The following is a 12,172-nucleotide window of genomic DNA, read 5'->3' as shown; positions in this document are numbered from 1 at the left end:
AGTTTATTGAAACGAATTTCAATAAACTTTCGGAAACATCATATTTTATAATGCCTTACGGTGTTTTTACCAACTATTTTTGACTATTAAACCTGTTTAGACAAAGGTTTAAAATGCTAATTGGGAAAACAAGAATTACTTAACGATTAATTTTTTGGTATACACTCCATTTGTGTTTTCAATTTTTACAAAATAGATCCCAGATGATAAAGAACTTGTAGGTAAAGTATTTTCGGAGGCGGTTGTTGTTTTTGTGAGCAAAATAGTGCCAAGGCTATTTTCTAGGGTAATTTTAGTTTCGCCTTCAAATGGTGCTAAATCTATAGTTACAAAATCTTTGGCAGGATTTGGATACATATTAAAATTTTGAACGGAACTGGTATTAGTTGTTTCTTTTTCGGTAGTCATTTTTGAAGTTCCTGTTTTCTTAGTCCAAACTCTAACATAATCAACTGACATGGTAGTAGGGATAGCGGGTAGTTGATTATTGGCTCTGGTATTGGTTTTTGGATTTATAGGTTCAAATACATTATTTACAAATTCCACAAATGGAACCCTTAATCCCAATGAGACTGTGACATTCATGGGGCGATACCAATACGTGTTTGGTTTTCTGGCAACTTCTTTACCATCAACATACCAAATTATTTCAGCGGTATTAACTTCGCATCCATAAATATGATAGCCTTGAGTAGGGTTAAATGTTGCAGTGGAATGATTTTTTTGCGTAGCTGCATTTTGTTTAGGTCTAAACCATACATCTTGACCATTTATTTTAAGAACCAAGTGCAAATTATGATCCATGTCATAAATATCGTCTTGTACGTTATTGTAGTAATCAAATTGTTGCAATTCTACGACATCAATTTCTGAATAGACTGTTTGTCCTTCAAGAGCGTCTCTGTAAAAGTCACTATACAACCAAAAGGAAGGACAAACACCGCGACCATTATCAGGTCCAGGAATATTTATAACTGCACCTTTTATTCTTGCTTCTACATATCCTGTGGTAAAAGTTTTTTTGCTTTTTAAAATTCCTGAATTAAAGTAAGTGCCATCAACGGGAATATTATTTGTATTGTGGCTCATTTTGATTTCAGCCGCATTGTTGACAATTTTAACATTGGCATTATTGTTCCACTTCCATGCTTTTATTGTTGGGAGCTGGGAGTTGTAGTACCATTTGTTTGTCCAGTCAATTGTTGTGCTGTTAAATTCATCTGACATGCTACTTTGAAATGTCCATTGTTTTGTTGGGTCTGGATTTGTGATAAAGGGACTGTACTGGGCATTTAAGCTATTAAAAGCAATAGTAATCCATAGTAAGGATAGGGTTCTTTTTTTCATTTTGTTTTGGGTTAAGTTAATTTTTGTGAAACTAATTGAAAAAAAGCTACGCTATCTAGCTTATACTATCCTAGTCTTGTTGTATTTTACCTTTAAATTATTTTTTTATAAAAACTAATTGTTGGGTAGTTTTAACAATATTATCAGAAAGATTGCTTAACCATATTAACTGCTCTATCACTAATTGCGCTTCTTGCATTTTATGGTAAGCTACGGTTTGATCGGTTTCTAATCCTTGTTTAAATTCTCTTGTGCGAATGTTGTTTAATTCTGAAAAATCTTGAGGATAAACGGTGGATTCAAATGTATTGGAGTTTTCGGTATTGTTTTTATGAAGCAAATAAATGGCCGAATCCAATTTGTCAATAATGAGATGAATAGCATTATTAAAAGCTTCAGAAGCTTCAGTGGTTTTGTGTGACTGCGTATAGGTTCCTAATGAAGCAGCCGAGGAGAGAAAAGCATTGTTGAGTACGGTGAGTTTGTAAAAAAGTTGTAAGTTATTCTGTTTGGATTTGGGTTCTTGAATCATCCGTTGAAACGAAGCCATTAAATTACCCACTTCAATAAAAGCTTGATTACGAGCCAGTCTATAGGAAGTAGATACCTCTCCTTTTTTATTGTACAAGGTGGAAAACTCTTTTAGGTAATTTCGGTTCGCTTCAATTGATTTTTCTAGATACTCAGGGATGTTTAAAAATTCCCAATTAGGCCATAAAAAATAGTTGGCCATAATGGCTAACAAAGCCCCGACAATGGTATCCAAAATTCGGTATTGAATTAGATTTTCCATATCAGGAGTAAGGATGGCAAAAACAAAAATGACATGTACTGTTATGAAAGTAGTCCCTATTTTATAGTTTGTAGGATTGAATGAAAATCCTAAAATCATGCATAAAATAGCAATGCAACCTAAGGTGGTCGTATTAGGGGATAAAGCTAAAATGGAAAAAGCAATACAGCCCCCTACAAGGGTTCCTATAAAACGGTGGTAAGTACGTTCTTTGGTCAATCCATAACCAGGTCGCATGATGACCACAATGGTCAATAAAATCCAATATACGTTTTGAAAAGGAAGTATTTTGCCAATAAAAAAACCTGTTAAGATGGTAATCGTAATGCGAAGGGAATGGCGAAATATTGTTGAGGAAAAATTTAAATTTTCTATAAAAGTACTAATAGGATAATAATGATGTTGAACCAGTTTTTCCAGTTCTTTATCTCTTCCATTTAAGTCTTTTAATTGAACTGTTTTGGTGAAGGCTCTCTCTAAAATTTTGATTTTTTCTACTTGTTTTTTGGCATAATCGAGCATGGTAGTCAGCATCAAAACCCCTTCTATAGAGTCAATGGGTCCCAAATCCTTTTTGTATTCTTCAATAGCTTCTTCGAGCTGGTTCAAATCAGCCATCAAGCTGTGCTTTGACTGATAGGCCGTTTTGTTCAAAATGCTTTGGGATAAATGTTTGAGGCTACGACCAAGGTTGTAGGCTAGATTTTGATACGTCAATAAAACAAATGGGTGGGCATCAAATTTTTGATGTAATTTATTGTGGTCAAAAGAGGTCGCTATGGCTAATTCCATTATTTCGACAAGCGAAATAAAAGAGAGAAGCATTTTTCTATTTTGGTTAGAAGAACCATAATTGGTTCGGTTTCGAATTAAAATATCGCGAATATTTTCATGAATGGTGTTTAATTCAACTTGTAGGTGCAATTGTTTTTTGGTAATCTCTTTTCTGTCCGAATGAATTTCCCATAAATCACCTCGTAATTTTAAGTAGTTAGAAGTGAGTTTCATGCATTCGACCAATTGGATTTCGATGTAACGATTGGGACGAATGTAATGGAAAAGTACCGAGATGCATAAATAAAACAAACCGCCACCTAGCAATAAACCAGCATGTGTGACTATTTCGTACCAACCCGTGTTAAGGTGTGAAAAAGACAAAGAAACAGACAATAATCCCGAAAAAGCAACCATTGTGGCACGCTGGTCGTACACAGCAAGCATAGAAATCAAAAAGAGTAACGCACTAAAGACGGGATAAAATAGGATAGGGTAAGGGTGAAATAGATTGATAATCAAATTGGCGCCAGATACAATAAAACTAGTCACAATCAAACCATTGATTTTGTGTTTGAGATTGCTTGGGATGTCACTTGGGAAAACAAAAAAAGCACCTAAAGCGATTGTAATTCCTGTAGAAATCTGTCCCAAATGAGAGAAAAGTAAAACAGGAAGTACAGCCGATAGTGTAACTTTCAGCGCATTTGTAAATTCGGTACTTTCTTTAAACTTATGGATATGAGAAATCATAATGGTTGTATTCACTACAAAAATAAGCATTGTAAAGTGGAATTGGGGTACAAACTTGGGTCGAAATATCGAATTATAAATGAGTGTAGTTATTTGGCTTTAGGGGGAATTGCAATTTGGGTTAACTAACACATTCGTATTCAGTTAAAAAGCGCTAGCATTTATTTTTTGAAGAGGAATGATTTAAAATAATTTTTGGTGTTTTTTGAGATTAAGAAACGTGTAGTGGTAGGTAATATGAGATATTCTGAGTGAAAAAATAGGATTTGTTTCGCATTGAATAGTCCTTGTTTATTTTTTTACTATTTTTGCCAACCATGGTAAAAATAGAAATGAGAATTCTGGAATTTGCCAAGGAAAAAATTAATAAAGAAAACAATGATTTTACCAATAATAGGATATGGAGATCCCGTTTTACGTAAAGTAGGCGCACCCCTAACACCAGAACATCCTAATTTAAAAGAAACAATTGCTAATATGTACGAAACGATGTATAATGCATCAGGAGTAGGTTTGGCAGCTCCTCAAGTAGGATTGTCATTGCGATTGTTTGTAGTTGATGCAACTCCTTTTTGTGATGATGAAGATCTAGAAGAGGCTGAGCAAAAGAAAATGAATGGATTTAAACGAACATTCATCAACGCTAAGATAATTAAAGAAGAGGGAGAAGAATGGGTTTTTAACGAAGGTTGTTTGAGTATTCCAGATGTTCGGGAAGATGTGTACCGTAAAGAGCGCATTACCATTGAGTATTGTGAAGAAGATTTTGTGATGAAAACAGAAGTTTTTGATGGTTTGATTGCAAGAGTGATTCAACACGAATACGATCACATAGAAGGAATTTTGTTTACAGATAAAATTTCGTCTCTTAAAAAACGTTTGATACAAAAAAAATTAAAAAACATCATGGAAGGGAAAACTTTTCAGGAGTATCGAATGAAATTTTTTGGTAAAAAAGGAAGGTAAAAACAGATAAGGGTACGTAGTGTACTTGTCTGTTATTAGGTCTATTTTGAAAATTAGAAAAAAAATATAAAAATGAATTTAGAAAAAATTTTATCTATTTCTGGTAAGCCAGGGTTATACGTTTTAAGAGTGCAAACTCGTACGGGATTTGTAGCAGAATCATTATCAGATGGTAAAAAAATAACAGTAAACCTGAAGAGTAATGTAAGTTTGTTATCTGAAATTTCTATTTATACTTATGATGGTGAAAAACCATTAGTAGAAATTATGGAAGCCATTGCTGTAAAGCACAATTACGGACCAGCAATTTCTCATAAAGAAGATAACGCTACTTTATTGGCTTATTTAAAAGAAGTGTTGCCTACTTATGACGAAGAGCGTGTATATGCTTCGGATGTGAAAAAAATATTAAGTTGGTACAATACGTTGCAAGCCAAAGGATTGGTTGTTGAATCAGCTGCAGCTACTGAAGAGCCAACTGAAGTTGTAGAAGCAGAAGCATCTACTGAAAAACCTAAAAAAACAAAAAAAGTTAAAGAATAAATTTCTTATTCGATTCACAAATAAATCCTGTATTCTTCCTTCAAGATTACAGGATTTCTTATTTTTACCCACCTGCTCTTAGCCACAAAATCCAATTTTTATGAATACTAGAGAAAATCAATTACAAGCTTTTGATCGATTATTGACCATTATGGACGAGTTGCGAGCGCAATGTCCGTGGGATAAAAAACAAACTTTACAAAGTTTGAGACATCTTACTATCGAAGAAACGTATGAATTAGGTGATGCCATCTTGGATAATGATTTGGAAGAAATCAAAAAAGAATTGGGTGATTTAATGCTCCATATTGTTTTTTATGCTAAGATTGGAAGTGAAACTCAAGATTTTGATATTGCCGATGTTTGTAATGAAATTTGTGATAAATTGATTCATCGTCATCCGCATATTTATGGTGATACTGTGGTGGAAAGTGAAGAAGAGGTAAAACAAAATTGGGAAAAATTAAAATTAAAAGAAGGAAAAAAATCCGTTTTAGAAGGTGTTCCTAAAAGTTTGCCAGCATTAGTAAAAGCTAGTCGTATTCAAGATAAGGTAAAAGGGGTGGGATTTGACTGGGAAGAACCGCATCAGGTATGGGATAAAGTGCAAGAAGAACTCGGAGAATTACAGGCGGAAATTGCATCAGGTAACCAAGATAAAATGGAAGCGGAGTTTGGAGATGTTTTATTTTCGATGATAAATTACGCGCGTTTTTTGAAGATAAATCCCGAAGATGCTTTAGAGCGAACCAACAAAAAATTCATTAAGCGATTTCAATATCTCGAAAACAAAGCCCAAGAAATGGGGAAAACATTGAGCGATATGACCTTGGCTGAAATGGATGTTTTTTGGGAAGAAGCCAAACGGTTGTAAATAATTCTACAAAAAAAAATGCCACTGCTTTGACACAGTGGCAATCTTTTAACTAACCAAAACCAAATAATAAATAACCAATTTATTACTCTGCAAAGATGCTACAGAAAAGCTTTTATGCTTGTTAAAATTTAGTTATTACTTTCTGTTAAATTAGTTAATTATTTGGTAATATTTTATAAGTAACTGATTGTTAAGCTTTAAGAACAGGAAAGTGTCCTAAGTGATTACTTTTAAACAATTAGTAAAACACGACTGTTTTATTGCAATAAACCATCATTTTTCGTTCAGAATGCAATTTGATTGCTCTAGCCAATACAATGCGTTCTAAGTCTTTGCCTTTCATTATAAAATCCTCCACTGAATTCACATGCGATACTCTACTGATGTCTTGATCAATAATAGGCCCTTCATCTAGTTCCTCCGTTACATAATGACTGGTTGCTCCTATAATTTTCACACCTCGTTTAAAAGCGGAGTGGTAGGGTTTTGCACCTGGGAAAGCGGGTAAAAAGGAATGATGGATGTTGATGATTTTATTTTCGTACATCTCAATCAATCGCGGTGTAATGATTTGCATGTAGCGCGCTAGTACGATGAAATCGATTTGGTATTGTTTTAGCAGTTCGATTTGTTGTTTTTCACCTTCTTCTTTAATGTCTTTGGTAAAAGGGACATGGTAAAACGGAATATTGAATTGTTCTGCAATAGGTCTTAAATCATCGTGGTTACTAATGATTAAAGGAATTTCTACATGCAATTCCCCAGAACTATAACGACCCAATATATCATACAAGCAATGCGTATATTTGGATACAAATAAGGCCATTTTTGGTTTTCGGTCTTTATTGTAAAATTCCCAGGCCATATTAAATTCAGTAGCAATTGTTTTTTCGAAATCTTCTTTTACCGCTGTCAGTTCAAAAGCTGGATTGGTGAGTTCACATTCTAATCGCATGAAGAATACATTTTGAACTACATCCACATGTTGGTCGAGATAAGTGATATTTCCTTCTACTTTTAATATAAAATTAGTTACCGCTGCAATAATTCCTTTTTTGTCTTTGCAATGGATTAGTAGGGTAAAGTGTTGCATTGTTTAGAATTTAATTTTTTTGTTATGTATGAATAAGGTAAGGCGGAATTATTATTTTTTGTCTTGAATAGCAAATACGCGTTGTAATAATACAGAAGTTCGGGCATTGATATTGGTTCTAATTTCTTTTTCTTCGACCGCAATCATTTTGAAGACACCATTCATAGCTTGGTTAGTAACATAATCGTTTAGGTCGGGATTTACTTTGGAAACCAAGGGTAAACTATTGTATTTAGTAATGATATTGGTCCACACTTTATCAGCACCTACTTTGCTAAATGAATTTTTCACCACAGGATTGAATTTAGCATACAGTGCCGTTGATGTCGAATTTTGTAAATAAGACGTAGCGGCACTTTCACTTCCTAATAAAATACCTCGGGCATCAGTAATAGTCATATTCTTAACCGCACTTACAAAAATTGGCGTTGCTTCTTTTACAGCATCTTCAGCAGCACGATTCAAGGCTTTAAGTCCTTCATCAGCAAGTGAGCTTAATCCTATCTTTCTTAAGCCTGTATCTACTTTTTGCAATTCAGCGGGTAATAAAATTTTGACTGCAGCATTTTTATAAAATCCGTCTGTAGCGGTCAATTTACTTACTTGTTTTGTGATACCATTGTTCAAGGCTTCTTTGAGTCCGGCAGAAATATCCAAACCAGTTGAGGTGGTTTGAGGTATTTGAGATAATACTTGGTGCATTTCGGCACAGCTAACAAAAAAAAGTAATAGTAGTACTAAGGCTCCTTTTTTCATGATTGGCATTGTTTTATAATTTGTAAATGACTTGAGTAATGGTGAGCACCAAAAATACTATAATATTAAAAGAAAAAATAGGCTTTTATTTATTATCTACTACATTTCTTTTTTGGTTGTTTTTTTATTTTAAAATGGTATGTAAGGATGATTGTTAATTAGTTTTATATCAGTGTTTTACTTCTTTTTTTGCTAATTGATGCCTTCTTAGTTGTATTTTTTTTTTATCTGTTTTTTTTATCTTAAATTTAATAGTTAAACTAAACTGAAAGATTATGAAAACAATTATTCTTTCCAATTTCCACCCCGTACAAGTCTGTAAATTAATTAATCAAGAAAAACTAAATGAATACACGAAATACTTGTATTATCATTTTCAAAATCTTTCAGAGGGAGAAATACCATCTTCTACTGATGAATTGGTAAGTTTTGATTATATATCAGAACAAGTAAATAAATATTCAGTTTCCTCAGAAGGTATAAGGAGTAGGCAGTGCATTATTTTTGAAGGGGTTGAGGATTTTATCGAAAGAATATTTGAGGTGTCTTCACCCAGTGTTTATCATTTTCCAAAAGGGTTTGAGGTCAAAGGAGGGCATTCCTCAGGACCAAAAATTGAAATTAGGATGGAATGGTTCAAAAGAAAAATGGGATATGTTTTTGATAAATTCTACGATAAAACACCCTCTAAACCTGAAAACTTAATTCATGTAACCTGTTCAGGATATTCCTCGCCCAGTGTGGCACAAGAAGCTGTCATTGGTCGTAAATGGGAAAATGTACAGGTTACGCACTCTTATCACATGGGGTGTTATGGGGCTTTTCCAGCCATTCGTACCGCCAGAAGTTTAATTTGTGCAAGTGAAACCAATGGTCGTTCTGATGTAGTTCATACGGAATTGTTATCTTCCCATCTGAATTTAACCGAATTTTCACCTGCCAATACCATGATATGTTCTTTATTTGCAGATGGGTTTATTGGTTATTCACTTTATGAGGAGCAATCTTTTTTTAATGATGTTACTCTCAAAGAAAAAAAAGGATTGCGAATTCTGGCTGCTCACGAAGTAATTATTCCTGATTCCCTAGAGGATATGTCTTGGGATTTAGGAGAATATAATTTTTTGATGACTCTTTCAAAAAGAGTGCCTGTTTTTATTCGAAAAAATATCAAATCATTTTTAACGAATCTTTGTCAAAAAGGTGGGATTAAATTGGATGAATTTAAATCAAAAATGCATTTTGCCATACATCCAGGCGGTCCCAAAATTATCGATTATGTTGTGGGAGAGTTGGGATTACAAGAAGAGCAGGCGAGTTGGTCGTATTTTGTTTTACGAAAACATGGCAATATGTCCTCAGCAACGATTCCTCATATTTTTGATAAAATTATTAAAGATCCAGAAATTGAATCGGGTAAAAAAATAGTGGCTATGGCCTTTGGTCCAGGTCTCACAGCAACAGGACTTTTGCTCGAAAAAATTTAAATAGAACAGCTAATTATTTTTTAACAAAAAACAGCAACCATCAAAAAGGGTTGCTGTTTTTTTATATCTTAAAATAATGTTAAAATTGCTAAAAAAACATCATTTAATAAGATTAAGAGTTACAAATTTTTAAATTGTGTTTTGATTAAAGATTATCCTGAATTCATGATTAAAATGCAATACAAATTTGATTTTAATGGTAATTGTTCTATTTTATTTTTAATTATTTAACCTAATTTTAGGATTAACACTTCAATTGTAGTTTTTGTTTTAATAAACTGATTTTTAATATTTTAGACGTTATTTTTTTACAATTTATGAATTATAATACAGACTTTCTTACACGATTGTGTTGTTGGTCGGGAAATGGAGTATTTAATCTTGTTTTGGTTTTTTTGCTTTAGATTTTTTGTTAAACTAACTACCTTTGAATCAATCAGTAAAGGTCTTGTTTCTTATTTAAAGTCCTTTTAAAAATAGTTGTAAATAAGCTAAGGTAGATACTATTACCACGAAGAGTGTCTATTCTATTTTTTAAAAAAAGTTGGTCGTATAACTAGAATTACAATCGTAAAAATGTCTTTTTTAATCTTATTTATGAAATAAGTCTTTTTATAATGTTGGATATCTTTAAAATTTTCATTTTGAAGAAACAGTACACTTCACAAGTTTTCTCCCCCAAGTTTGAAAACTAATGTTACAACCTATTTTTTTTTTACGTTTAATCTTTATATAAGTCTTTTTTAATGACTTATAAGTGTTTTTAATCATAAAGTACTTCTAAAAAGTGAAAACTTTATGATTAATTGAAAGACGACTTCATTGTTTATCAATGTTGAGGGCATACCCCAATTCTAATGACACGATACCTAAAATATTTACTCTTATGAAAAAAAAATACTTTTATTATGAAAAAAAATATTTTTTACACGAACAAAAGTATAAATGTAGAAAGGGAATGTGGAAACCGTTGCTGTGATAGTGATGGATTATGGAGTTTTTTATGGAAACAGATGTTTGCTAAAAAACTCGTTTTTTTTACCACATTATTCATTTTTATATTTAATCAAAATGTAGTTTTTAGTCAATTAGTAGGAAGTTCTGCAGTTAAGGCTAATTTTGGGATAGATGCAGATGTATATTCAGATCTTTTGGAGTTTCCTAATATTGCTAATCCATTAGTTCCTCTGCCATCAGCTGTAGGTACTGATGACTGGTTTGGAAAAAGTTATCCAGGTCCTGGTTTTGGAGTTATAGACCAAAGCCCTCTTACACCAGCGGAAATGGTATCTAATACGGCTTTTGTAAGGAGACAATCAATCACCACGCCAACGGCTCCTTTTCCTTTTCCAGTTGTTCCTAGTGGTACAGGAGATAATATACGACCTTATTTATGGTTAGATGCTGTTTATGGAAGAGATACTTATTCAAAAGGGGGTAGTGGTGAAAAATCTTATTTTTCAAGCGGTTCAGATAAAAATGCCGCTAATCCCAATACTTGGAGTATTGGAACTGCTGGAAGTGTTCCCGCAAAAGATGATATTATTGATGTCTATGCACATTTACGAGGAGAAGGACTTAGAGAGCCATTTAGCGCCCCTGGGATTAATGACCCAAGACCTTTTACAACACTTTATGCATACGCAGCAGCTTCTTTGGTAGTTACTAATGGGAATAAACATATCGATTTTGAATTCTTCCGTACGGCAATAGAAACCCCAGCAGATTTATCTGTTCCTGGAAAAACAGGACCAGATGGGGGGCGTACAGCATTTACTTTTAATCCTGATGGGACTGTAAATATTCCAGGAACGATTATTATTTCAGTAGATTATACTAATGGAGGAAATGTGCCGCAGGTGAGAATCAGAGTTTGGATGGATGAAGCTGTCTTTAATGCGTATGATAATTCAAATCCACTTCGTCCTTTTACTGTTGATAAAAATACAGCATTTGAAAAAGGAGATGGTTCAGGTACTTTTGGTTATGCTGCTATTATAGAAAATGTTGGATCTGATACAGATATTTGGGGTAGAGTCAATATAAACGCAAGTACTCTAGCGCCACCATGGGGAACTTTACACGGCAGTGGTCCTAGCGATGTAGCAGATTATCAACCTTTGCAATTTGTTGAAATTGGAATTAATCTTACTGCCTTTGGTTTAGATAAACGTGGTGAACAATCTCCATGTTCTAATCTATTGGGAAGTTTATTAGTTAAAACACGTAGTAGCGGTGGTGGTCCCAGTGAAGGTGCTTTTGGTAGTGAGTTGAAAGATTTTGCTGGACCTTTCTTATTTGGAAATACGGGAACTCCTCCTGTTGTAACGCTTACACCGAAGGCTGCTTGTGCTGGTGTAGCTATTAACTTGACTACAGGTGCATCCACTACAGGTGCAGCAATTGAATATTTCCGTGACGCAAATTATACTGATAAAATACTTGATCCAACAGCTTATATGCCTGGTCCAACACATATTTACGCTCGATCTCAAAGTTTATCGAATCCAGGATGTTATGGATTTGGAGAGTTGGATATTACAGTTAATCCATTGCCACTAGCTCCAGCAGGAACTGATGTGACAGCCTGTTTTGATAATACAGCCAAAACAGGTTCAGCTACAGCTGCTGCAGGTGAAACCATCGTTTGGTACACCGCAGCTACCGGAGGTTCTGTCACTACTGCGCCCTCTAGAACTGCTGTCGGAACTAGCTCAGCTTATGCTGGTGCAAAAGTGACTGCGACAGGATGTGAAGGTCCTCGAACATTGGTAACTGTAACT

At 33.9% G+C, this 12,172-nt stretch carries 9 protein-coding genes; 5 read left to right on the top strand and 4 right to left on the bottom strand.

Going from position 1 to position 12,172, the window contains the following annotated elements:
* Window positions 1-135: 135 nt before the first annotated feature.
* Together K5R64_RS13065 and K5R64_RS13060 are read right to left on the bottom strand one after the other, a co-directional pair.
* Window positions 136-1,347 carry a T9SS type A sorting domain-containing protein gene (locus tag K5R64_RS13065; RefSeq protein WP_220764009.1) on the bottom strand — a complete coding sequence of 404 codons (1,212 nt, stop codon included), beginning with the start codon at window positions 1,345-1,347 and terminating at the stop codon, window positions 136-138.
* A gap of 97 nt (window positions 1,348-1,444) precedes the next feature.
* The gene (locus tag K5R64_RS13060; RefSeq protein WP_255580378.1) at window positions 1,445-3,697 is read right to left on the bottom strand and encodes an FUSC family membrane protein; all 2,253 of its coding nucleotides are present in this window, start codon (window positions 3,695-3,697) and stop codon (window positions 1,445-1,447) included.
* Between the two features lie 348 nt (window positions 3,698-4,045).
* On the opposite strand from K5R64_RS13060, the gene def reads away from it, so the two are divergent.
* The 3 genes from def (at window position 4,046) to mazG (ending at window position 6,050) form a co-directional block, all read left to right on the top strand.
* The gene (gene def, locus K5R64_RS13055) at window positions 4,046-4,633 is read left to right on the top strand and encodes a peptide deformylase (RefSeq protein WP_220764008.1); all 588 of its coding nucleotides are present in this window, start codon (window positions 4,046-4,048) and stop codon (window positions 4,631-4,633) included.
* Between the two features lie 72 nt (window positions 4,634-4,705).
* Window positions 4,706-5,176 (top strand): DUF5606 domain-containing protein, encoded by a 471-nt coding sequence (locus K5R64_RS13050; protein ID WP_220764007.1) that lies wholly within the window; start codon window positions 4,706-4,708, stop codon window positions 5,174-5,176.
* 100 nt (window positions 5,177-5,276) lie between these two features.
* The gene (mazG, locus tag K5R64_RS13045) at window positions 5,277-6,050 is read left to right on the top strand and encodes a nucleoside triphosphate pyrophosphohydrolase (protein WP_220764006.1); all 774 of its coding nucleotides are present in this window, start codon (window positions 5,277-5,279) and stop codon (window positions 6,048-6,050) included.
* A 241-nt stretch (window positions 6,051-6,291) separates the two neighbouring features.
* Here the strand turns inward: mazG and purU are convergent, their stop codons facing one another.
* Entirely contained in the window at window positions 6,292-7,146 is an 855-nt protein-coding gene (purU, locus tag K5R64_RS13040) for a formyltetrahydrofolate deformylase (RefSeq protein ID WP_220764005.1), read from the bottom strand.
* Between the two features lie 51 nt (window positions 7,147-7,197).
* Window positions 7,198-7,902 (bottom strand): DUF4197 domain-containing protein, encoded by a 705-nt coding sequence (locus K5R64_RS13035; protein WP_220764004.1) that lies wholly within the window; start codon window positions 7,900-7,902, stop codon window positions 7,198-7,200.
* A 275-nt stretch (window positions 7,903-8,177) separates the two neighbouring features.
* On the opposite strand from K5R64_RS13035, the gene K5R64_RS13030 reads away from it, so the two are divergent.
* Window positions 8,178-9,389 (top strand): 3-oxoacyl-[acyl-carrier-protein] synthase III C-terminal domain-containing protein, encoded by a 1,212-nt coding sequence (locus K5R64_RS13030; protein ID WP_220764003.1) that lies wholly within the window; start codon window positions 8,178-8,180, stop codon window positions 9,387-9,389.
* Between the two features lie 908 nt (window positions 9,390-10,297).
* A partial coding sequence (locus K5R64_RS13025) for a hypothetical protein (protein ID WP_220764002.1) occupies window positions 10,298-12,172 on the top strand: 1,875 nt, incomplete at its 3' end.

The sequence above is a fragment of the Flavobacterium sp. UMI-01 genome (genome assembly GCF_019656315.1).
Classification (GTDB): Bacteria; Bacteroidota; Bacteroidia; order Flavobacteriales; family Flavobacteriaceae; genus Flavobacterium.
The sequence above is the reverse complement of the archived record's forward strand: the minus strand, read 5'-3'. Positions and strand labels throughout refer to the sequence as shown.

What these genes read in the sequence shown, in the direction of transcription:
- K5R64_RS13065 (WP_220764009.1), bottom strand. Translation starts at nt 1,347, where the DNA reads ATGAAAAAAAGAACCCTATCCTTACTATGGATTACTATTGCTTTTAAT.
- K5R64_RS13060 (WP_255580378.1), bottom strand. Translation starts at nt 3,697, where the DNA reads ATGCTTATTTTTGTAGTGAATACAACCATTATGATTTCTCATATCCAT.
- def (WP_220764008.1), top strand. Translation starts at nt 4,046, where the DNA reads ATGATTTTACCAATAATAGGATATGGAGATCCCGTTTTACGTAAAGTA.
- K5R64_RS13050 (WP_220764007.1), top strand. Translation starts at nt 4,706, where the DNA reads ATGAATTTAGAAAAAATTTTATCTATTTCTGGTAAGCCAGGGTTATAC.
- mazG (WP_220764006.1), top strand. Translation starts at nt 5,277, where the DNA reads ATGAATACTAGAGAAAATCAATTACAAGCTTTTGATCGATTATTGACC.
- purU (WP_220764005.1), bottom strand. Translation starts at nt 7,146, where the DNA reads ATGCAACACTTTACCCTACTAATCCATTGCAAAGACAAAAAAGGAATT.
- K5R64_RS13035 (WP_220764004.1), bottom strand. Translation starts at nt 7,902, where the DNA reads ATGAAAAAAGGAGCCTTAGTACTACTATTACTTTTTTTTGTTAGCTGT.
- K5R64_RS13030 (WP_220764003.1), top strand. Translation starts at nt 8,178, where the DNA reads ATGAAAACAATTATTCTTTCCAATTTCCACCCCGTACAAGTCTGTAAA.